Genomic DNA, 20,379 nt, shown 5'->3' with positions numbered 1-20,379 from the left:
CGAACTGAGGACGTCGCGTGACCCAGCCCGCCCTGTTCAGCGCCGCCACCCCGGCGCCCCGGGCCGCCGATTCCGGCCCTCGCTACACCCCGGTCGAGCTGGCGAAGCTGCTCCGGCTGCCCGCGCCCACCCGGGAGCAGGCCGCGATCATCGCCGCGCCGGTCGAGCCGCTGCTGGTGGTCGCCGGGGCCGGCTCGGGCAAGACCGAGACGATGGCCGCGCGGGTGGTCTGGCTGGTCGCCAACGCGTACGTCCGGCCGGAGCAGGTCCTCGGCCTGACGTTCACCCGCAAGGCGGCCGGCGAGCTGGCGCACCGGGTGCGTACCCGGCTCGACCAGTTGGTGCGCCGGCTGGGGCGGCGGGGCCGCGACCCGCTCGACGACCCGCTGGCCGGCGAGCCGACGGTGTCCACGTACCACTCGTACGCGGGGCGGATCGTCACCGAGCACGGGCTGCGCGCCGGGTACGAGCCGACCACCCGGCTGCTCACCGAGGCGTCCCGCTGGCAGCTCGTGGACCTGCTGGTGCGCAACTACGACGGCGACATGACCGGCGTGGACCGGATGCCCAGCACGATCACCGACGCGGTGCTGGCCCTGGCCGGCGAGCTGGACGAGCACCTGGTCGACCCGGACGCCCTGGCCGCCTGGACGGGCCGGTTCTTCGCCGACGTCCAGTCCCGCCCCGGCCGGGTCTACGCCGACGTGCGCAGGGCGCTGGCCCTGCAGCAGACCCGGCTGAAGCTGCTGCCGCTGGTCCGCGCGTACGGCCGGCGCAAGGACGACTTCGAGGCGATGGACTTCGCCGACCAGCTCGCCCGGGCGGCCCGGGTGGCCCGCGACCACCCGGCGGTCGGCGCGATCGAGCGGGACCGGTTCCGGGTGGTGCTGCTCGACGAATACCAGGACACCAGCCACGCCCAGGTGGTGCTGCTCAACGCGCTGTTCGGCGGCGGCCACCCGGTGACCGCCGTGGGCGACCCCTGCCAGTCCATCTACGGCTGGCGCGGGGCCAGCGCGGGCACCCTGGACCGCTTCCCGGCCGAGTTCGCCCGCGCCGACGGCACGCCCGCCGCCGTGCTGGGCCTCACCACGAGCTGGCGCAACCGCCCGGAGATCCTGGGGGTGGCCAACGCCCTGGCCACGCCGCTGCGGGCGGCGGGGGCCCGGGTCCCGGAGCTGCGGGCGGCGCTGAGCGTGCGGGATCCGATCCCGCATCGCACGCCGGGCGGCCTGGCCGCCGGCACCGTGCACTGCGCGCTCCTGCCGACGTACGCCGACGAGGCCGACTGGATCGCCGACAGCGTCCTCGCGGCGTGGCGGGGGGCGGCCGGGATGCCGGGCGCGCTGCCCGAGCACGTCCCGGTGCCGCTGCGGCCCACCACCGCCGTGCTGGTGCGGCTGCGCAGCCAGATCCCCGCCCTGGCCACGGCGCTGCGCGCCCGGGGGCTGCCCGTCGAGGTGGTGGGGCTGGGCGGGTTGCTGGACACCCCCGAGGTGCGGGACGTGGTGTGCACCCTGCGGGTGCTCGCCGACCCGACCGACGGGGCGGCGCTGCTGCGGCTGCTCACCGGTGCCCGTTGGCGGATCGGGCCGCGCGACCTGGTGGCCCTGCACCGGCGGGCCCGGTCGATCGCCGCCCAGCGTCGCCGGCTCGCCGCCGGGGACGAGCCGGAGGTCGCTGTGGACCTGCTCGACGAGGCCACCCTCGTGGAGGCGCTGGCCGACCTCGGGCCGGCCCAGGCGTACTCGGACCAGGGCTACGCGCGGCTGCGCGCGTACGGCGAGGAGCTGGCGCTGCTGCGCTACCGGCTGGACCAGACGCTGCCGGAGCTGATCGCGGACGTGGAGCGGACCATCGGCCTGGACGTGGAGGTGGCGGTGCGGGCGGGCCGGGACGGCACGGGCGACGCCGGCCTGGCCCGGGGCCACCTGGACGCCCTCGGCGACGTGGCGGCCCGGTTCAGCGGGGAGTCCCCGGCGGCGACCCTGTCGGGTTTCCTGGCCTACCTGGCCGCCGCCGAGGACGAGGAGCGCGGCCTCGCCCCGGGCGAGGTCGAGGTGGTCGACGGGGCGGTGCAGATCCTCACCGCGCACGCCGCGAAGGGCCTGGAGTGGGACGTGGTGGCGGTCGCCGGCCTGAGCCGGGGCGTCTGGCCGGGGCCGGTGCGCAACTCCGACCACTGGCTGGGCGGGCTGGGGGTGCTGCCGTTCCCGCTGCGCGGGGACGCCGACGGGCTGCCCGAGCTGGGCCTGGCCGACGCGGCCGACCAGCGCGCGGTGGCGCGGGCGCTGGCCGACTTCACCGACGCCTGGCGGGCGCACGACGAGCGGGAGGAGCGCCGCCTGGCGTACGTGGCGGTGACCCGCCCCCGGCGGCTGCTGCTCTGCTCCGGGTACTGGTGGGGCGAGGGGACGAAGCGCCCGCGCGGCCCGTCGGCGTTCCTGCGGGAGGTGCACGACGCGTGCTCCGGCGCCGGCGACGGGCTGCTGGTGGACCGGTGGGCCCCGGAGCCGGCCGGCGACGCGGTCAACCCGACCACGGAGGTGGTGCTGCGCGCCGAGTGGCCGGCCGACCCGCTGGGCGGGCGTCGTCCGGCGCTGGCCGAGGCCGCCGCGCTGGTGCGCCGTTTCCTCGCCGACCCGGACGCGGGACCGGCCGCCCCGGGTGGGGACGCCGCCGGCCCGGACGCAGAACCGGCCGCCCCGGGCGGGGACGCCGCCGGCCCGGACGCGGGACCCGCCGCCCCGGGTGGGGAAGCCGCCGTCCCGGGTGGAGGATCCGCCCGCCCGGACGGACAGCGGGGGCCGGTCGTCGCCGGGGACCCGGAGGTGGCGCGCTGGCGGCGGGAGGCCGACCTGCTGCTCGCCGAGCGGGCCGAGCTGGCCGCCGGGGCGGGGGCGGTCGAGGTGGTCCTGCCCGGGCAGCTCTCCGTCACCCAACTGGTGGCGCTGCGCCGCGACCCGGAGGAGCTGGCCCGCGCCCTGCGCCGGCCGATGCCGAGCGCGCCGAACCCGTACGCCCGGCGGGGCACCGCGTTCCACACCTGGCTGGAGCAGCGCTTCGGCGCGGACCGGCTGCTCGACGTGGACGAGCTGCCCGGGGCGGCCGACGCCGACGCCGCGCCGGACGAGGCGCTTGCGGAGTTGCAGGCGCGCTTCCTGGCCGGCGAGTGGGCGCAGCGGGTGCCGGTGGAGGTGGAGGTGCCGTTCGCCACGGTGATCGCCGGGGTGGTGGTGCGGGGCCGGATGGATGCGGTCTTCGCCCGGCCGGGTGGGCGGTTCGACGTGGTCGACTGGAAGACCGGGCGGCAGCCGGTGGGGGCGGAGGCCGAGGCGGCGGCGGTGCAGCTCGCCGTCTACCGGTTGGCGTGGGCCGAGCTGGCCGGGGTGCCGGTCGACCGGGTCGGGGCCGCCTTCCACTACGTACGGGACGGCGCGACCGTCCGCCCGGCGGACCTGCTGGACGCCGACGGGCTCGCCGCGCTGGTCGCGGCCGTTCCGGAGGCCGCCCGCGACCGCGCCGTCGCGAGCGCCGACGCCCCGGCGGGCGGGGCGTGGCCGGGAAGTTTCCGGTGACAGGCGACGGGCGGCGAGATTCGTGCTAACCTGGCTGCGTTGCAGTTATGGTTCCCAGAGACTCTGTGTGCGCCTGGCGGATTGTGGCCCCAGGCGCTCTTTGTTGTGTCCGGAGTTCTCCGGGCGGGGCGACCAGAAGCGACAGGCGATTCGCGCATCCCGCGCGGAGCGCTCCTCTTCGGGCCCGCAACAGGTGCGGGTCCGACGTTCCGTCAAGGAGACGAAACACATGGCAATTGGCACCGTCAAGTGGTTCAACGCTGACAAGGGCTTCGGCTTCATCACCCCGGACGGCGGCGGCGCCGACGTCTTCGCCCACTTCTCGGCGATCCAGACCTCCGGCTACCGGAGCCTGGACGAGAACCAGCGGGTCGAGTTCGAGATCACCCAGGGCCAGAAGGGCCCGCAGGCGGAGAACATCCGCCCGCTCTGATCTCCGGCACCCGTTCCACCCGTAACATCCGTCGCGCCCTCCGGGCGTGACGACGTGGCCGGTCCGCCCCTCGTGCGGCGGGCCGGCCACGACCCCATTCGGTTCGTGCTTGTGAGTCCCGGCGGCCCCGTCCGCCGGTCGACAGCGCCACCCTGGCGCCCTCCCTCGACACGTGCCGCGTCGAGGAAGGCTTCTGCATGACCACCGTTCTGCCCTCTTTCTCCGCCACCGGCCTGGCGCCGGCGCTGCTCGCCGAGCTGACCGCGCAGGGCATCACCGAACCGTTCCCGATCCAGGCGGCGACGCTGCCGGACTCGCTGGCCGGCCGGGACGTCCTCGGCCGGGGCCGCACCGGCTCGGGCAAGACGCTCGCCTTCGGGTTGCCGCTGCTGCACCGCACCGCCGGCCGCCGCGCCCGCCCCGGGCGTCCGCTGGCGCTGGTGCTGGTGCCGACCCGCGAGCTGGCCCAGCAGGTGACCACCGCGCTCTCCCCGTACGCCCGGGTGTTGGGGCTGCGCGTCGCCACCGTGGTCGGCGGCCTGTCGCTGGGGCGGCAGGCGGACGCGCTGCGGGCCGGCGCCGAGGTGGTCGTGGCCACCCCCGGCCGGCTGCACGACCTGATCAACCGCGGTGACGCCCGGCTCGACCAGGTGGCCGTGACGGTGCTGGACGAGGCCGACCAGATGGCCGACATGGGCTTCCTGCCGCAGGTCACCAAGCTGCTGGAGCAGGTGGCCGGCGACGGCCAGCGGATGCTCTTCTCCGCCACCCTCGACGGCGGCGTGGACAAGCTGGTCCGCCGGTTCCTCACCGACCCGGTCTCGCACTCCGTCGACCCCGGCACCGCCACGGTCACCGCGATGACCCACCACGTGCTGCACGTCGAGGCGGAGGACAAGCCGGCCACGCTGACCCGGATCGCGGCCCGCGAGGGTCGCACCATCCTGTTCATGGGCACCAAGCACCGCGCCGACCGGCTGGCCCGCCAGTTGCTGGCCAAGGGCGTGCGGGCCGCCGCCCTGCACGGCGGCAAGTCCCAGCCGCAGCGCACCCGGATCCTGGAGCAGTTCCGCACCGGCCAGGTGACCGCGCTGGTCGCCACCGACGTGGCGGCCCGGGGCATCCACGTCGACGGCCTCGACATGGTGGTCAACGTCGACCCGCCGACCGAGGCGAAGGACTACCTGCACCGGGGCGGGCGTACGGCGCGGGCCGGCGAGTCGGGCACGGTGGTCACCCTGGTCCTGCCCGAGCAGCGCCGGGAGGTGTCCCGGCTGATGGCCACGGCCGGCATCCGGCCGCAGGCCACCCAGGTCCGCCCGGGGGACGAGGCGCTGGCCCGGGTGACCGGCGCCCGGGAGCCGTCGGGCGTGCCGGTGACCATCGCCGTTCCGCCGCCGCAGCGGTCCGCCCCGGCGGCGTCGGGCCGGGGCTCCCGGTCCGCCCGCGCGGCCCACGGCGCCGCCGCGTCCGGCGGCACGCCCCGTTCCGCCGGCCCCCAGGGGGACACCCCGGCCGGCCGCGACGCGGCGGGCGGCGACGGGCGGCGCACCGGGCACCGCGCGTCGGGCCGGTCGCGTCGCCCGCGTCGCCCCCGTTCCGCCTGACCCGCCCGCCGGTCGGGAACCGCGTTCCCCGAGGCTGCTGACTGATCCGAGAATCAGGTGACTGAGTCGGGAATCAGGCAGGCGCGGGTCCGGTCGGCGACTGTCGCCCGCACGCAGGGTGGAAGATGCTAGCCGTGGGGGAACACGGGCCGGTGGGGACCGGCCTTGCTGGGGGGAGGAAGACCATGACGGGTGACGTCGAGTCGGGGGCGGCACGGGAGCTGCTGGTGGTGTTGGCGGTCGCGGGGGCGGGGCTGCTGCTCGCCACGGCGGCGGCCTTCTCGCCGTGGCATCCCACCCGCAGCGCCCGGCAGCCCGCCGGGGTGGTGGGGCTGCACAACCCGGACGGGGCGGACGCGAAACTCACCGACGCCGTCATGGGGGTGGACGACCGGTCCGCCGGCTGAGCCCGCACCGCTCAGCCGGCGCACCGGCCGGTCAGGCCCCGCCGACCGGATCGGCGACGGGCGCTGCCGTGGTCCGGGCCGTCGCCCCGTCCCCGGCGGCCGGCCCCTCGCCCTCCCCGGCGAGCAGGTCGGCCAGGGTCGTCCGGTCCACCACCAGGGCGATCGCCCCGTCGACCGCCAGCCACACGTCGCGCAGGCCGGCGGCCACCCCGTGATAGCCGGCGACCTCGGCCGGCAGGCCGCGCACCGAGGTGAGCGACCCGCCGACCGCGCGGAGCACGTCCCCGACGCTGATCTCGGTGGCCGGCCGGGCCAGGGCGTAGCCGCCGTCGGTGCCCCGGTGGCTGAACAGCAGCCCGGCCCGCCGCAGGTCGAGCAGGATGCCCTGGAGGAAGCTCAGCGGGATGGCCTGGCTCTCGGCCAGGGCCGCCGCCTTCACCAGCTCGCCGCCGGGCGCGGGTGCGGGGCCCGCGTCCCGGGCCGTGGCGGCGACGGCCAGCATGGCCCGGAGCGCGTAGTCGCTGCGCGCGGAGACGTACACGTCACTGCCCGGCCTGGTCCAGCACGCCCCAGCGGCGGCGGATCGCCTGGTCCGCCGCCCCGAACGCGGCGTCGACCCCGAGGCCGACGACCAGGATGACGATCATCGTGGAGAGCAGCCAGGGCGCGTCGGCCAGCTCCCGGGCGTACGTCAGTTGCGCGCCGAGCGAGGTCTGCGAGATGCCCACCACGATCAGCTCGCCGGCCATCAGGCTGCGCCAGGAGAACGCCCAGCCCTGCTTGAGCCCGGCGACGATGGCGGGCAGGGCGGCCGGGGCGATGACGTACCGGTAGAGGTTGAGCCCCCGGGCGCCGAGGTTGCGCCCGGCCCGTTGCAGCAGCGGCGGCACGTAGTCCACCCCGCTGATCACCCCGTTGGCGATGGACGGGGCCGCGCCGAGCACCACGACGAAGAAGATCGCCTTCTCGCTCAGCTCGAACAGCAGGATCGCCAGCGGGAACCAGGCGATCGACGGCATGGTCTGCAACGCGGTGATCATCGAGCCGATGGCCGCCCGCAGCACCCGGAACCGGGCCACGGCGAGGCCGAGCAGCAGGCCGACGCCGACGGAGAAGACGTATCCGAGGGCGGCCCGGCGCAGGGTGGTGACCAGGCCGTCCCAGAGCTGCGCCCCGCTGGCCTGGCGGACCAGCTCCTGCCAGACCGGGCCGGGCCCGGGCAGCGAGTACGGCGGCCAGATCTCCGCCCACACCACGACCTGCCAGGCGGCGATGGCGATGGCGAGCGCGGCCAGCTTCGGCCAGGTGGACGCCCAGATGGTGGCGGCCCGGGTGGTCGTCTTCTGCCGGCCGGCGATCTCCAGCGCGTCGAGCCCGGAGATCTCGGCGTCGGCGCGCGTCTCGGCGATCGTCTCACTGGCCATGGCGGCCCACCTCCGTACGGAGCCGGTTGGTGACGTCGGCGGCGATCGACGCGATCTCCGGGGAGTCGATGCGTCGGGGCCGGGGCACGTCGACCCGGGTGGAGTAGATGATCCGGCCGGGCCGGCTGGACAGCAGGATGATCCGGTCGGCGAGCCGCGCCGCCTCCCGGACGTTGTGGGTCACGAAGAGCACCGTGAGCTTGCGCTCGGCCCAGATCCGTTCCAGCTCGTCGTGCAGGATGTCCCGGGTCATCGCGTCGAGCGCGCCGAACGGCTCGTCCATCAGCAGGACCGGGGTGTCCAGGGCGAGGGTGCGGGCGAGCGCCACCCGTTGCCGCATGCCGCCGGAGAGCTGGTGCGGGCGCTTGCGGCCGAACTCGGCCAGGTGCACCGTGCGCAGCAGCTCGGCGACCCGTTCCCGGCGCTGCGCCCGGGGCAGCCGGCGCAGCTTCAGCGGCACGTCGACGTTGCCCTCGACGGTGAGCCACGGGAAGAGGGCGGACTCCTGGAACATCAGGCCGGGGTTGACGCCGTCGCCCAGCTCGATCCGCCCGCCGCTGACCTTGTCCAGGCCGGCGACGAGGTTGAGCAGGGTGCTCTTGCCGCAGCCGGAGGCGCCCACGAGGCAGACGAACTCGCCGGGCGCGACGTCGAGGGAGACCCCGTCCAGGGCGAGGACGGCGTGCTCGCCCTGCCCGTACACCTTGGTCACGCCGTGCAGCGCGACCGAGCCGGTCGCGCCGCGCGGCGTCGTCGTGGTCGACGTCATGGTTGGGCGACCTCGGGCTTGCCCTGGGCCTTGAGCACCTCGTTGAGGTACTTCAGGTCGTAGAGCCCGTCGAGGCTGACCGGCTGGGTCAGCTCGACGGCGACCGCGTGGTCCAGGCCGGCCTTCAGCGACGAGGCGATGGGGTCGTTGGTGAACTCCAGCGTCGGCCACGCCTGCTTGATGAGCTTCACGTCCAGCGGCTTGCCGGTGATCTTGCCGATGTGGTCGGAGATGGCCTGCTGCGACTCGTCGGGCTTGGTGTTGACGAACTCGTTGGCCGCCACCTGGCCCTCGACCAGCTTCTTCACCACGTCGGGGTGGGCCTTGAGGAACTTGGTGGAGACGATCAGGTTGGTGATGACGAACTTCTTGTCCGGCCACAGGTCGCGCTCGTCGACGAGCACCTTGCCGCCGGCGTTGACGAGCCGGGAGACGAACGGCTCGGGCACCCACGCCCCGTCGATCGTCCCGCTGTTGAACGTCTCCACGGTCTGGGCGTTCTCCTGGGGGACGACCTTGACGTCGCCGCCGCCCTCCTTGGTGGCGGTGAGGCCCTTCTCCCGGAGCCAGTAGCGCAGCGCCACGTCCTGGGTGTTGCCGAGCTGCGGGGTGGCGATCTTCTTGCCCTTGAGCTGCTCGACGGAGGTGATCTCCGGCTTGACCACCAGGGCCACGCCGCCGGACGCCGCGCCGGAGACGACACGCACCGCCTCGCCCTTGGACTTGGAGAACGCGTTGACCGTCGGGTTGGGCCCGATGTACGTCGCGTCGAGCGCGCCGGAGAAGATGGCCTCGATGGCGGCCGGGCCGGCGTTGAAGGTCTTCGTCTCCAGCTTGACGTCGCCGCCGAGCTTCTCGGCGAAGATGCCCTTCTCCACCCCGACGACCGCCGGGGCGTGGGTGATGTTGGGGAAGTAGCCCAGCCGGAGCGTGACCGGGCCGGAGCCGCCCGCCGCCGCGCCGTCGTCCTCGCCGCACGCGGCGGTGGCTCCCAGGGTCGCCGCGCCCACCACGGCGAGGGCGGCCAGGGTCACCGTCCGACGGAAGGGTAGCCGTCTCATCGTCTGTCCAATCCGCAGTATTCCTACTTAGTTGGTAGGAAGACTGCGGCAGGCTCTGGGCGACGTCAAGGCCCGTCCACATCGCGGGATTCGCGCTCGGGATTATTCCCGATTTTCCTACCTTCTTGCTAGGTTTGACGGCGCTCGCGGCGCGGCCCGTCGGCGCTCGCGGCGCGGTGCCGGGCAGCCGCTGCGGCGCGAAGAGCCCGACCCGCGCGCCGGGCGGAGAGGCGGTCGACGTGACCTTCCACTGGTTCCTCCCCACGTCCGGCGACGGGCACCAGGTCGGCGCCGCCACCGTCACCGCCGGCGCGGCCCGGCACGAGCGGGCCGCCACCGTCGGCTACCTGGCCGAGGTCGCCCGGGCCGCCGAGGCGGCCGGCTTCGCCGCGCTGCTCACCCCGGTCGGCTCCGGCTGCCCCGACCCGTGGATCGTCTGCGCCGCCGTCGCCCAGCACACCGAGCGGATCGGCATGCTCGTCGCCGTGCGGACCGGGTTCGCCCTGCCCACGCTCGTCGCCGCCCAGGCCGAGGCGTTCCAGGCCGTCTCCGGCGGGCGGCTCGCGCTCAACGTCGTCACCGGCGGCGACCCCGCCGAACAGCGGGCGTACGGCGACTTCCTCGACCACGACGACCGGTACGCGCGCACCGGCGAGTTCATCGACGTGCTCCGCCGGTCCTGGCGCGGCACGCCGTTCGACTTCACCGGCGCGCACTACCGGATCGCCGGCGGCGGCCTGGCCGCCCCGCTGGCCGAGCCGCCGCCCGTCTACCTCGGCGGGGCGTCCCCGGCCGCCGAGGCGGTGGCGGCCCGGCACGCCGACGCGTACCTCATGTGGGGTGAGCCGCCAGCCGCGATCGCCGCCCGGGTGGCCCGGGTGCGGGCCCTGGCCGCCGAGCGGGGCCGCGCCCTGCGCACCGGCCTGCGGCTGCACGTCATCGCCCGGCCGACCGCCGGCGCGGCGTGGGCCGAGGCGGACCGGCTGCTGGCCGGGATGAGCCCCGAGCGGATCGCCGCCGCGCAGGCCCGGTTCCGCCGGATGGACTCCGTCGGCCAGGCCCGGATGGCCGCTCTGCACGGCGGGTCCGCCGCCGCGCTCACCGTCGCGCCGAACCTGTGGGCCGGGATCGGCCTGGTCCGCGAGGGCGCCGGCACCGCGCTCGTCGGCAGCTACGCCGAGGTCGCGGCCAGGATCGACGAGTACGCCTCGCACGGCGTCGACGAGTTCGTGCTGTCCGGCTGGCCGCACCGCGAGGAGGCCGAGCGGGTCGGCGCGGAGGTGTTGCCCCGGGTCGCCGCCGTCGCGCCCGTGGGCTGACCCGACGCGCTAGGGTCGACCCGTGGCGGCGCGGAGATCCAGAATTCCAGCGACGAAGTACCCGGTCGAGCGGTTCACCCTCGACAACGGCCTGCGGGTGGTGCTCACCCCCGACCGCAGCGCACCCGTGATCGGGGTGGCGGTCGTCTACGACGTCGGCATCCGCTCCGAGCCCGAGGGGCGCACGGGCTTCGCCCACCTCTTCGAGCACCTGATGTTCCAGGGCTCGGAGAGCCTGGAGAAGCTGGCCCACTTCCGGCACGTGCAGGGCGCGGGCGGCACCTTCAACGGGTCCACCCACCACGACTACACGGACTACTACGAGACGCTGCCGAGCAACGCCCTGGAGCGGGCGCTGTTCCTGGAGGCCGACCGGATGCGCGGCCCCCGGCTGACCGAGGAGAACCTGCGCAACCAGGTCGACGTGGTCAAGGAGGAGATCCGGGTCAACGTGCTCAACCGCCCCTACGGCGGGTTCCCCTGGCTGACCCTGCCGCCGGTCATGTTCGATACGTTCCCCAACGCGCACGACGGCTACGGCTCCTTTGACGACCTGGAGTCCGCCACCGTCGACGACGCGGCCGACTTCTTCCGCCGCTACTACGCCAGCGGCAACGCCGTCCTCGCGATCAGCGGGGACGTCGACGTGGCCGAGGCCACCGCGCTGGTGCAGCGGCACTTCGGCGACGTGCCGGCCCGGCCCGCCCCCGACCGCCCCGACTTCGCCGAGCCGGACCTGACCGCCGAGCGGCGCTCGGCGTACACCGACGCCCTGGCCCCGCTGCCGGCGGTGGCCTCGGCCTGGCGGGTGCCCGACCCGATCACCGACTTCGCCGGCTACCTGCCCTACGTGGTGCTCGCCGAGGTGCTCACCGACGGCGACGCGTCCCGGCTGGTGGAGCGGCTGGTCCAGCGGGATCGCGCGGTCACCAGCCTCGGCGGGTACGTCGGGTTCATGGGCGACCCGTTCGACGTGCGCGACCCCACCGCCCTGCTGCTCCAGGCGCACCTGCCGCCCGGTGGGGACGTCGACAAGGTGCTGCGCACCGTCGACGAGGAACTGGACCGGCTGGCCACCGACGGCCCGACCGACGGCGAGCTGGCCCGCACCCAGGCCCGGATGGCCACCCACCTGCTGCGCGACACCGACGCGGTGCTCGGCCGGGCGCTGCGGATGGCGGTGCTGGAGCAGCAGCGCGGCGAGCCGGGGCTGCTCAACGACCTGCCCCGGCTGGTCGGCGAGGTCACCGACGAGCAGGTCCGGGCCGCCGCCGCCACCCTGCGGCCGGAGCGCCGCGCGTCCGTCGAGGTCATCGCGGGAGGTGCCCGATGAGTGTGGCCACTGTGCAGCCGCGGGCGTTGCCGCCGCTCGGCCCGAACCGCAGGCTCAAGCTGCCGAAGCAGGCCGAGCGGAGGCTCGGCAACGGGCTGACCGTCATCGCGGTGCGCCGCCCGGCCGTCCCCCTGGTCGAGCTGCGGCTGTGGATGCCGACGGGCCGGACCCACCTGGCCCGGGGGGCGATGCTCGCGCAGACGATGCTCTCCGGCACGCAGTCGATGACCAGCGTGCAGATCGCCGCCGAGCTCCAGGCGGTCGGCGGCGGACTCTCCGCCGGCATCGACCCGGACCGGCTGATGCTCTCCGGCGCGGGCCTGGTCACCGGGCTGGACCGGATGCTGGAGATCCTGGCCGACGTGCTGACCGGCGCGACGTACCCGGGTCAGGAGGTCGGCACCGAGCGGGACCGGCTGGTCGACCGCATCCAGGTGGCGCAGAGCCAGCCGGCCCACCTGGCCCGCACCGCCCTGCTGCGCCGGGTCTACGGCAGGCACCCGTACGCGGTGCAGACCCCCGAGCCGGAGCAGGTGCGCGCGGTCCGGCCGGCGGCGCTGCGCCGGCTGCACGCCGAGCGGGTGCACCCGGCCGACGCGGTGCTGGTGCTGGTCGGCGACGTGCAGCCCGAGCGGGCCCTGGACGCCGCCGAGAAGGCTCTGTCCGCGTGGAACGGCGATGGCCACACCGCCGAGCTGCCGCCCGCCCCGCCGCTGGAGCCGGGCCCGCTGCTGCTGGTCGACCGGCCCGGCTCGGTGCAGTCGTCGCTGCGGATCGCCCTGCCGGCGGTGCCCCGCACCCACCCCGACCACGCCGCGCTGCAACTGGCCAACCTGGTCTTCGGCGGCTACTTCTCCTCCCGCTGGGTGGAGAACATCCGGGAGGACAAGGGCTACACGTACGGGCCGCACTCGCTGGTCGAGCACTCGGTGGCCGGCTCGGTGCTGGTCGCCGGCGCCGAGGTGGCCACCGAGGTGACCGGGCCGGCGCTGCTGGAGACGACGTACGAGCTGGGTCGCCTCGCCACGCTCCCGCCGAAGCCGGACGAGCTGGAGCAGGCCCGCCAGTACGCCCTCGGCACCCTCCAGCTCGGCATGTCCACCCAGGCCGGGCTGGCGTCGCTGACCAGCGCGTACGCCGGCAGCGGGCTGCGCCTGGAGTTCCTCGCCGAGCACGCCGCCCGGCTGGCGAAGGCCACCGTCGACGACGTGGCCGAGGTGGCCCAGCGCTACCTGGCCCCGGCCCGGGCCGTCACCGTGGTGCTCGGCGACGCCGAGCGGGTCGCCCCCGCGCTGTCGGCCCTCGCCCCGGTCCGCACCGAGCCGGTCAGGCCGTGACCGCCGGGGGTGGGCCGGCCCGGGGCGGGGGTGGGGAGACCGCCCCGCCGCTGGCCCGGTCCACCCTGGACCGGGCCGCGCACCGGCGCACCGACCCGCAGTGGCTGGCCGAGGCGTGGGAGCGGGCCCGGGTCCTGGTGCTCGACTCCGCCGCCGGCGGCCGGTCCCTGGTCCGCGCCGACGCGGCCCCGCCGGAGCTGGTGCTGCTCGGCTCCGGCGAGCTGCCCGAGGTGCCCCGCTCCGTGCCGATGTTCCTCGGCGTCGAGCCCGACGGCGTGCCCGTGTTCGCGGTGGACTCGCCGCTGCCGGAGCTGCCGGGCACCCGGGCGGTGGGCCTGCTGGAGGTCGGGCACCTGCTGCTGGACCGGGACGCCGGCCTTTTCACCGCCGCGCTGGCGCTGACCAACTGGCACGCCCGGCACGGCTACTCCTCCGTCACCGGCCAGCCGACCCGGGTCGACGAGGCCGGCTGGTCCCGGGTCGACGAGACCGGCGACCGGGTGTGGCCGCGCACCGACCCGGCGATGATCGCCCTGGTGCACGACGGGGTGTCCGGGCCGGAGGGCGCCTGCCTGCTCGGCAGCAACGCGGCCTGGCCGCGCACCGCGGGCCGCCGCCGCTTCTCCTGCTTTGCCGGCTACGTGGAGCCCGGCGAGTCGGCCGAGGGCGCCGTCGTGCGCGAGGTCCGCGAGGAGGTCGGCGTCGCGGTCGAGAACATCACGTACGCGGGCAGCCAGTCCTGGCCGTTCCCCGGCTCGCTGATGCTCGGCTTCCTTGCCCTGGCCGACCCGGCGCAGCCGGTGCGCGTGGACGCCACGGAGATCGCGTACGCCCGCTGGTTCACCCGGCGCGAGATCGGCGCGGCGCTGGCCGGGCGGCCGGTGGCCGTCGACGGCGGCGAGCACCTGCTTCTGCCCCCGCCGTCGTCGATCGCGCTCTTCCTGATCCACCGCTGGCTCGACGGCCACTGCTGACACCGGCTCCTGCCAACTCGCCATCACCCTGAGTTTGCGAACTCGCCCGCACGCCCCCGGCGGCAACCCTGCGGTCCGCTCCCTTTGCTCTGCACCCGAATCCGCAACGGTTGCGGGAAGTAACGGAACGATTCTGGCCGCCGCCGGCCGCCCTGTCGCGAAGTTCCTGCTCAGCTCGGTGCTGCGCGGGTGGGTGCAGAGCAAAGGGGGCGCGGGAGGTGGGGCGGGGCCCGGAGAGCATGACGCACGGTGAGCCCGCCCGGGGTGCGAGAGCGACGGGACCCGGGTTCAGCGAGGGGTGGCGTCGTCGATCGGCAGCACCTTGACGCGCTGCCTGCCGCGGCGGACCGCGCCCACCGTGGACAGCGCGCGGGCCAGCAGCAGGGCGGCCTCCCGGTCCTCGGCGTGCACCACCTGACGGCGCGGTTCGGGGGAGGCGATCTCGTCGCGCACCCGGCCACCACCGGCCCAGGCGACCGCGATGTCGACGTCGGCGGCGGCGCGGATGTCGGTGCGAACGATCAGGAACCGCATGATGGTCTCCGGATGCGACGGTGACGGACGGCACTCGGTGGAAGTTCCACGTCACTCTGTCGACTCATGTTACGCCCGACCGGCGTCCCATCAAGTGGAACGAGGCGATCGGCGCGACGTATCCCCCGATCGGATGACGCCCCGACGGCGTGGGCGCGGACCCGGACGCAGATCGGGGCCGCCGGCACGGGCCGGCGACCCCGATCGGGTCGGGACGATCAGCTCAGGTCGAACTGGCCGTCCTTGGTGCCGGCGATGAAGCCCGCCCAACCGGCGCGGTCGAAGAGCAGCACCGGACCGCCGCGGTCCTTGCTGTCCCGCAGCGCCACGGCCGCCGGGCCGCCGCGCAGCGGGGCGACCTCGACGCAGTTGGAGGTCTGGCTGCGGGTGCTGGTCCGCCAGGGCGCGTCGGCCAGCCGCCGGGCGAGCACGGAGGACATGTCGGGGATCTCGTTCATGGTCTGCTCCTGATTGGACTGTACCGATGAGACGAGTGGCTTCGCGTGCCCGGGCGGGCCGGTCCTCACCGATCCGTCAGGCGGTCGGAGTGCCGGCGACGTTGGGCCGGCGGCGTTGCCGACCCGTGGGTCGCCGTGGCCGGGCCTGCCGCCTCGGCCAGCCGCCCCGCCGCCTCGAAGAGCCAGGAGGTGGTGTCCGTTGCGGAGAGCGCCGCCGAGCGCAACCACTCGAAAGCCACTTTATAGGCATTTAGGGTGTTTGCCTCGGTCGACATGGCGTTGGTGAAGCCACCTTCTATCGCCAGCGTCTCCGGGTCGAGCGGGTCGGCGAACCGGTAGATCGAGAACGCCGTCGGCGGGAGGTACCAGTTGCCGATCGGGGTGTCCCGCAACAGCACGTGCAGGGTGACGTGCGGCAGCATGGCCAGGTCGCACAGCTGGGCGAGTTGTTCCCGCAGCACCTCCGGCGGGCCGGCCCGCCGGCCCAACGCCGCCTCCTCCAGCACCGCCGTGTAGCGCGGCGCGTCGGGGTGGCTCAGCAGCGACTGCCGGGCCACCCGGGCGGCCACCTCGTCCTCCGGCGTCTCGCCGTGCTCCGACTCGCCGGCCCAGGACTCGACCTGGCGGGCGGAGACGATCCGCAGCCGGGCGTACCCGATGGTCTGCAACAGCCCCGGAACCAGGACCGGGTTGTATTCCAGGATCTCCGCGCAGCCGGCCTCCAGCTCGGCGAAGCTCCGCTGCTGCGGGGTCATCACCGAGTACTTGCGCAGCCAGCCCCGCATGTCCCCGGCCTCGCCGGTGATGCCGAGCAGCTCGTCGCGCTGCGCGTCGGTCACGTCGTAGAGGTCGAGCAGCGCGGCGACGTCGTCGGGATCGGGACGGCTGCGGCCGTTCTCCAACCGGGACAGCTTCGACGCGGATGCCCAGCCGACGCGCGCGATGACCTGGTCGCCGGTCAGGCCGGCGGTCTCGCGCAGTTTACGCAGCTCAAGGCCCAACCTGCGGCGGCGCAGCACTGGGCTCGGTCCGGTAGGAGGCACGGTGTCCTCATCTCCGTCGACCGCCGCGGGACGCGACGGTAACTGTATGAAATTCGCCCCCCACGGTCAGTATGGACGGCGCGGCCGGCGTCGGGAGCCTCCGACAGGCGCGTGTCTTCCAGAAACCCTCCCCGCCCCGAGAAGAGGAACCCGATGCGCACCGTCCTGGGTCGCCCCGACTTCCGCCTGCTGTTCGGCGCGCTCCTGGCCAGCATGGCCGCCGAGTCGATCCTGCTGCTCGCCCTCGCGATCTGGGTCAAGGACCTGACCGGCTCCGACGGGCTGGCCGGCGCGACCATCTTCGCGATCATCGCGCCGATGGTGCTCGCGCCACTGGTCGGCTGGGCCGTCGACCGGTACCCCCGGCGGCCCTTCTTCGTCGCCGCGAACCTCGCCACCGCCGCCCTGCTCACCCCGCTGTTCACGGTCTCCCGGGCCGGCGACGTCTGGATCATCTACGTGGTGGCGGGCCTCTACGGGCTGTCGTACCTGACGCTGAGCGCGGCGCTGGCCGGGCTGATCCGGCAACTCGTCCCGGTCGAGCTGCTCGCCGACGCCAACGGCGTGCTGCAAACCGTGCGCCAGGGTCTGCGGCTGGCCGGCCCGCTCGCCGGCGCCGCGCTCTACGCCGCCGTCGGCGGCTGGCTGCTCACCGGCCTGGCGATGGCCGGGTTCGGCACGGCCGCCGCCGTGGTCGCCCTGCTGCGCGCGCCCGAGGCCACGCCCGCCGACGGCGGGTCGCGCTGGACGGCCGAGCTGGGCGCCGGGCTGCGGCACCTGGTCGCCGAGCCGGCGCTGCGCCGCGCCCTGCTCGGCTACGGCCTCGGCTCGCTGGTGATGGGCTTCACCGAGTCGCTGATCTTCGCGTACGTCGACCTGGGCCTGCGCCGCGACGCCGCGTTCGTCGGCGTGCTGGTCACCGTGCAGGGCGTCGGCGGCCTGATCGGCGGCCTCTTCTCCGCCGCCCTGGTGCGCCGCGCCGGTGAGGTCGGCGCGCTGGCCACCGGGGTGACCCTGTTCGGCCCCGCCGCCCTCGCCCTGGCCTACCCGAGCATCTGGCTGGGGTTCGCGGCACTGCTGCTGGCCGGGCTCTCGCTCCCGCTGATCGCGGTGGGCCTCAACACGCTCATCCAGCGCCGCACCCCGGCGGGCCTGCTGGGCCGGGTGGTGGCGGCGGCGGAGGCGCTGGTCAGCGGGCCCCAGGCGGTCTCCATCGGGGCCGGCGCGCTGCTCGTCGGCGTGCTCGACTACCGGCTGCTGTTCGGGCTCGTCGGCGTGGTCACCACCGGGGCCGGCGTCTTCCTCTGGCGGGGCCGCCGGCTCTCCGCGCCGCCCGCGCCCAGCGTGCCCCGGATCCCGCTGCAACGCCGGCCCGCCGCGGCGGCCGAGCCCGGGGCCGCGGCACGCGTGGCGCACCCCACCCGCTGACGCGCGACGGTGGCCACCCCCTGGGTCGGGGGGCGGCCACTGTCGGGTGGCGCGGTGTCCGCCTCAGCCCGGCAGGCCGGCGAGGTGCTGCTTGACCTGGGTGATCGACGGGTTGGTGAGCGCGCTGCCGTCGGCGAAGCGCAGCGTCGGGACGGTCTGGTTGCCGCCGTTGACGCTCATCACGAACTCGGCGGCCTTCGGGTCCTGCTCGATGTCGACCACCTGATAGGCGATGCCCTCCCGGTCGAGCTGCGACTTGAGCCGGTGGCAGTAGCCGCACCACGGGGTCGAGTACATCGTCAACATGATCGCGTCCTCCAAGGTCCGTTCCGCCCGTCCGGTCAGGCCAGGCTAACCGCTGCAACATCCGGGACAGCTGAGATGATTCCTCGCTGTGGGGGTTCACTCAGGCTCGGAACGGGTGCTCGCCGGGCTGGACCCGGAGCAGCGCGCCGCGGTGACCGCCCCCGCCGGCCCGGTCTGCGTCCTGGCCGGCGCCGGCACCGGCAAGACCCGGGCGGTCACCTCCCGCATCGCCCACCGGGCCCTGACCGGCGAGATCTCCGGGCGGCACGTGCTCGCGGTGACCTTCACCGCCCGCGCCGCGGCCGAGCTGCGGGCCCGGCTCACCGCCCTCGGGGTCGCCGGGGTGCAGGCGCGCACGTTCCACGCCGCCGCGCTGCGGCAGGTGCGCTACTTCGCGCCCCGCCTGCTCGCCGGGCGGGCCATGCCGGAGCTGCTGGACAGCAAGGCCCGGATCGTCACGCTCGCCGCCGCCCGGGTCGGCCTGCGCGCCGACCGGGCCGCCGCCCGGGACCTGGCCGGCGAGATCGAGTGGGCCAAGTCGTCCCTGGTGGAGCCGGGGGAGTACGTGGTCGCCGCGGCCAAGGCGCTGCGCGACACCCCGCACGAGCCGGCGAAGGTGGCCGAGGTCTTCGTCGCGTACGAGAAGCTCAAGCGGGCCAACGGCGTGATCGACTTCGAGGACATGCTGCGCGCCGCCGTCTGGGGCATCGAGGAGCACCCCGACGTCGCCGAGCAGGTCCGGGGGCAGTACCGGCACTTCGTGGTCGACGAGTACCAGGACGTCAACCCGTTGCAGCAGCGGCTGCTGGAGGCGTGGCTCGGCGGCCGGGACGACCTCACCGTGGTCGGCGACGCCAGCCAGACCATCTACTCGTTCACCGGGGCCACCTCGGCGTACCTGGTCGACTTCCCCCGCCGCCATCGCGGGGCGACAGTGGTCCGGCTGGTCCGCGACTACCGCTCCACCCCGCAGGTGGTCGGCCTGGCCAACGCGGTGATCTCGCAGGCCCGGGGCACCGAGGCGCGGCTGCGGCTGGAGCTGGTCGGGCAGCGCCCGCCGGGCCCCGAGCCGGAGCTGCGGATCTTCACCGACGAGCCGGCCGAGGCCGCCGCCGTGGCGACCCGCTGCCGGGCCCTGGTCGACGCCGGCACCCCGGCCCGGGAGATCGCCGTGCTGTTCCGCACCAACGCCCAGTCCGAGGCGTACGAGAAGGCGCTCACCGAGGCCGAGGTGCCGTACGTGGTGCAGGGGGCCGAGCGGTTCTTCGAGCGGGCCGAGGTGCGCCAGGCGATGGTGGCGCTGCGGGCCGCCACCCGCTCGATCCCCGGCGAGACCCCGCTGCGCGACGCCGTGGTGGAGGGGCTCGCCTCCGTCGGCTGGGCCCCCGACGCCGCCCCGGCCGGCGGCGCGGCCCGGGAACGGTGGGAGGCGCTCGCGGCCCTGGTGCAGCTCGCCGAGGAGCACGCGGCCAGCCCGCCCGTGCTGCCGATCGGCGAGGCCGCCGCCGTGCAGCGCCTCGTGACGCTGGCCGACTTCAACGACGAGCTGGCCCGCCGCGCCGCCGCGCAGCACGTGCCGACCGTCGAGGGGGTGACCCTGGCGTCCCTGCACTCCGCCAAGGGCCTGGAGTGGGACGCCGTCTTCCTGGTCGGGCTCTCCGAGGGCACACTGCCCACCACGTACGCGCGCACCGCCGAGCAGGTGGAGGAGGAGCGCCGGCTGCTCTACGTCGGCATCACCCGCGCCCGGCAGCAGCTCTGGCTGTCGTACGCGGTGGCCCGCTCGCCGGGCGGCCGGGCCCGGCGGCCGTCGCGGTTCCTGCCCCAGCTCGACCGTTCCGGCGGTCCGACGGAGCGGGCCGGCGCGGCGACGCACCGGCGGCCCGAGCGTCGCCGCAACCAGGTGGTGTCCTGCCGGATCTGCGGCGCGACGCTGCTCGCCGGCCCGGACCGCAAGCTCGGCCGCTGCCCGACCTGCCCCTCCGACATCGACGAGGAGCTGTACGAGCGGCTGCGCGACTGGCGGGCCCGGGTGGCCGCCGCGCAGAAGGTCCCCGCGTACGTGGTCTTCACCGACGCCACCATCACCGCGCTGGCCGAGCGGCGGCCCGGCCGGGCCGAGGAGCTGATCGCGATCGCCGGCATCGGCCCCCGCAAGATCGGCCTGTACGGCGAGCCGGTGCTGGCCCTCGTGGCCGGCGCGGCGGTCGACGAAGTCTGCCCAGAGAAAACTTTGGAAATCGACCCGTAAATTCGTTTGCCCTCGCCCCGGGGCGAGGAATAGCCTCAGGACGCACCTCGCGAGCAGCGCCATTCCGGCTGCTCACGGGGGTGGAGACCCCAGTCGGCATCGAGGAAACGTCAGGGA

18 protein-coding genes are annotated in these 20,379 nt (G+C 75.1%); 10 read left to right on the top strand and 8 right to left on the bottom strand.

The annotated features are described in order from the left end of the window. Positions 1–17 precede the first annotated feature (17 nt). The 4 genes from ACFYWL_RS00335 (at position 18) to ACFYWL_RS00320 (ending at position 6,025) form a co-directional block, all read left to right on the top strand. Positions 18–3,578, top strand: coding sequence for an ATP-dependent helicase (locus ACFYWL_RS00335; RefSeq protein WP_386965336.1), 3,561 nt, complete (start codon positions 18–20; stop codon positions 3,576–3,578). A gap of 229 nt (positions 3,579–3,807) precedes the next feature. Continuing rightward, positions 3,808–4,011: a cold-shock protein gene (locus ACFYWL_RS00330; RefSeq protein ID WP_043965813.1), complete on the top strand. Its 204-nt coding sequence runs from the start codon at positions 3,808–3,810 to the stop codon at positions 4,009–4,011. A gap of 197 nt (positions 4,012–4,208) precedes the next feature. Beyond that, positions 4,209–5,618 (top strand): DEAD/DEAH box helicase, encoded by a 1,410-nt coding sequence (locus tag ACFYWL_RS00325; RefSeq protein ID WP_386965333.1) that lies wholly within the window; start codon positions 4,209–4,211, stop codon positions 5,616–5,618. 185 nt (positions 5,619–5,803) lie between these two features. Further along, complete coding sequence (locus ACFYWL_RS00320) at positions 5,804–6,025, top strand: hypothetical protein (RefSeq protein ID WP_386965331.1); 222 nt, start codon at positions 5,804–5,806, stop codon at positions 6,023–6,025. Positions 6,026–6,056: 31 nt separating this feature from the next. Here the strand turns inward: ACFYWL_RS00320 and ACFYWL_RS00315 are convergent, their stop codons facing one another. Genes ACFYWL_RS00315 through ACFYWL_RS00300 form a run of 4 tightly spaced genes read right to left on the bottom strand, consistent with a single transcriptional unit; the run spans position 6,057 to position 9,279 of the window. Continuing rightward, positions 6,057–6,566 (bottom strand): RrF2 family transcriptional regulator, encoded by a 510-nt coding sequence (locus tag ACFYWL_RS00315; protein ID WP_386965329.1) that lies wholly within the window; start codon positions 6,564–6,566, stop codon positions 6,057–6,059. 1 nt (position 6,567) lies between these two features. Then, the gene (locus ACFYWL_RS00310; protein ID WP_386965326.1) at positions 6,568–7,449 is read right to left on the bottom strand and encodes an ABC transporter permease; all 882 of its coding nucleotides are present in this window, start codon (positions 7,447–7,449) and stop codon (positions 6,568–6,570) included. After that, positions 7,439–8,218 (bottom strand): ABC transporter ATP-binding protein, encoded by a 780-nt coding sequence (locus tag ACFYWL_RS00305; RefSeq protein ID WP_386965324.1) that lies wholly within the window; start codon positions 8,216–8,218, stop codon positions 7,439–7,441. Before ACFYWL_RS00305 ends, ACFYWL_RS00310 begins: the two co-directional genes overlap by 11 nt. After that, the gene (locus ACFYWL_RS00300; RefSeq protein WP_386965321.1) at positions 8,215–9,279 is read right to left on the bottom strand and encodes an ABC transporter substrate-binding protein; all 1,065 of its coding nucleotides are present in this window, start codon (positions 9,277–9,279) and stop codon (positions 8,215–8,217) included. The genes ACFYWL_RS00305 and ACFYWL_RS00300 overlap by 4 nt, the downstream gene beginning before the upstream one ends. A gap of 125 nt (positions 9,280–9,404) precedes the next feature. Between ACFYWL_RS00300 and ACFYWL_RS00295 the strand changes: the two genes are divergently transcribed. From ACFYWL_RS00295 to nudC, 4 genes are read left to right on the top strand one after another with little or no spacing between them, the layout of a single operon-like run. After that, positions 9,405–10,598: an LLM class flavin-dependent oxidoreductase gene (locus ACFYWL_RS00295; protein WP_386965318.1), complete on the top strand. Its 1,194-nt coding sequence runs from the start codon at positions 9,405–9,407 to the stop codon at positions 10,596–10,598. A gap of 22 nt (positions 10,599–10,620) precedes the next feature. Continuing rightward, the gene (locus ACFYWL_RS00290; protein ID WP_386965315.1) at positions 10,621–11,931 is read left to right on the top strand and encodes a M16 family metallopeptidase; all 1,311 of its coding nucleotides are present in this window, start codon (positions 10,621–10,623) and stop codon (positions 11,929–11,931) included. Continuing rightward, positions 11,928–13,268, top strand: coding sequence for a M16 family metallopeptidase (locus tag ACFYWL_RS00285; RefSeq protein ID WP_386965313.1), 1,341 nt, complete (start codon positions 11,928–11,930; stop codon positions 13,266–13,268). The genes ACFYWL_RS00290 and ACFYWL_RS00285 overlap by 4 nt, the downstream gene beginning before the upstream one ends. Then, positions 13,265–14,242, top strand: coding sequence for an NAD(+) diphosphatase (gene nudC, locus ACFYWL_RS00280; protein WP_386965311.1), 978 nt, complete (start codon positions 13,265–13,267; stop codon positions 14,240–14,242). Before ACFYWL_RS00285 ends, nudC begins: the two co-directional genes overlap by 4 nt. A 288-nt stretch (positions 14,243–14,530) precedes the next feature. Here the strand turns inward: nudC and ACFYWL_RS00275 are convergent, their stop codons facing one another. The 3 genes from ACFYWL_RS00275 to ACFYWL_RS00265 all read right to left on the bottom strand — a co-directional run bounded on the left by ACFYWL_RS00275 (position 14,531) and on the right by ACFYWL_RS00265 (position 16,277). Next, entirely contained in the window at positions 14,531–14,776 is a 246-nt protein-coding gene (locus ACFYWL_RS00275) for a hypothetical protein (protein WP_386965309.1), read from the bottom strand. Positions 14,777–14,994: 218 nt separating this feature from the next. Beyond that, the gene (locus ACFYWL_RS00270; protein WP_386965307.1) at positions 14,995–15,234 is read right to left on the bottom strand and encodes a DUF397 domain-containing protein; all 240 of its coding nucleotides are present in this window, start codon (positions 15,232–15,234) and stop codon (positions 14,995–14,997) included. A gap of 65 nt (positions 15,235–15,299) precedes the next feature. Next, positions 15,300–16,277: a helix-turn-helix domain-containing protein gene (locus tag ACFYWL_RS00265; protein WP_386965305.1), complete on the bottom strand. Its 978-nt coding sequence runs from the start codon at positions 16,275–16,277 to the stop codon at positions 15,300–15,302. A 153-nt stretch (positions 16,278–16,430) separates the two neighbouring features. Between ACFYWL_RS00265 and ACFYWL_RS00260 the strand changes: the two genes are divergently transcribed. Beyond that, positions 16,431–17,705 (top strand): MFS transporter, encoded by a 1,275-nt coding sequence (locus ACFYWL_RS00260; RefSeq protein ID WP_386965303.1) that lies wholly within the window; start codon positions 16,431–16,433, stop codon positions 17,703–17,705. Between the two features lie 63 nt (positions 17,706–17,768). On the opposite strand, the gene ACFYWL_RS00255 is transcribed toward ACFYWL_RS00260, so the two are convergent. Next, the gene (locus ACFYWL_RS00255; protein ID WP_043965836.1) at positions 17,769–18,011 is read right to left on the bottom strand and encodes a mycoredoxin; all 243 of its coding nucleotides are present in this window, start codon (positions 18,009–18,011) and stop codon (positions 17,769–17,771) included. Between the two features lie 88 nt (positions 18,012–18,099). Between ACFYWL_RS00255 and ACFYWL_RS00250 the strand changes: the two genes are divergently transcribed. After that, positions 18,100–20,262, top strand: coding sequence for an ATP-dependent DNA helicase UvrD2 (locus ACFYWL_RS00250; RefSeq protein ID WP_386965300.1), 2,163 nt, complete (start codon positions 18,100–18,102; stop codon positions 20,260–20,262). Positions 20,263–20,379 lie beyond the last annotated feature (117 nt).

The organism is Micromonospora sp. NPDC002575, from assembly GCF_042889525.1.
GTDB classification, from domain to species: domain Bacteria; phylum Actinomycetota; class Actinomycetes; order Mycobacteriales; family Micromonosporaceae; genus Micromonospora; species Micromonospora carbonacea.
Note: the sequence above shows the minus strand (reverse complement) of the source record. Positions and strands in the feature narration are given on the sequence as shown.

Excerpts from the sequence above, each read along its gene's own strand:
- ACFYWL_RS00330 (WP_043965813.1), top strand. The coding sequence starts at position 3,808 with ATGGCAATTGGCACCGTCAAGTGGTTCAACGCTGACAAGGGCTTCGGC.
- ACFYWL_RS00325 (WP_386965333.1), top strand. The coding sequence starts at position 4,209 with ATGACCACCGTTCTGCCCTCTTTCTCCGCCACCGGCCTGGCGCCGGCG.
- ACFYWL_RS00320 (WP_386965331.1), top strand. The coding sequence starts at position 5,804 with ATGACGGGTGACGTCGAGTCGGGGGCGGCACGGGAGCTGCTGGTGGTG.
- ACFYWL_RS00310 (WP_386965326.1), bottom strand. The coding sequence starts at position 7,449 with ATGGCCAGTGAGACGATCGCCGAGACGCGCGCCGACGCCGAGATCTCC.
- ACFYWL_RS00305 (WP_386965324.1), bottom strand. The coding sequence starts at position 8,218 with ATGACGTCGACCACGACGACGCCGCGCGGCGCGACCGGCTCGGTCGCG.
- ACFYWL_RS00300 (WP_386965321.1), bottom strand. The coding sequence starts at position 9,279 with ATGAGACGGCTACCCTTCCGTCGGACGGTGACCCTGGCCGCCCTCGCC.
- ACFYWL_RS00285 (WP_386965313.1), top strand. The coding sequence starts at position 11,928 with ATGAGTGTGGCCACTGTGCAGCCGCGGGCGTTGCCGCCGCTCGGCCCG.
- ACFYWL_RS00275 (WP_386965309.1), bottom strand. The coding sequence starts at position 14,776 with ATGCGGTTCCTGATCGTTCGCACCGACATCCGCGCCGCCGCCGACGTC.
- ACFYWL_RS00270 (WP_386965307.1), bottom strand. The coding sequence starts at position 15,234 with ATGAACGAGATCCCCGACATGTCCTCCGTGCTCGCCCGGCGGCTGGCC.
- ACFYWL_RS00260 (WP_386965303.1), top strand. The coding sequence starts at position 16,431 with ATGCGCACCGTCCTGGGTCGCCCCGACTTCCGCCTGCTGTTCGGCGCG.
- ACFYWL_RS00255 (WP_043965836.1), bottom strand. The coding sequence starts at position 18,011 with ATGTTGACGATGTACTCGACCCCGTGGTGCGGCTACTGCCACCGGCTC.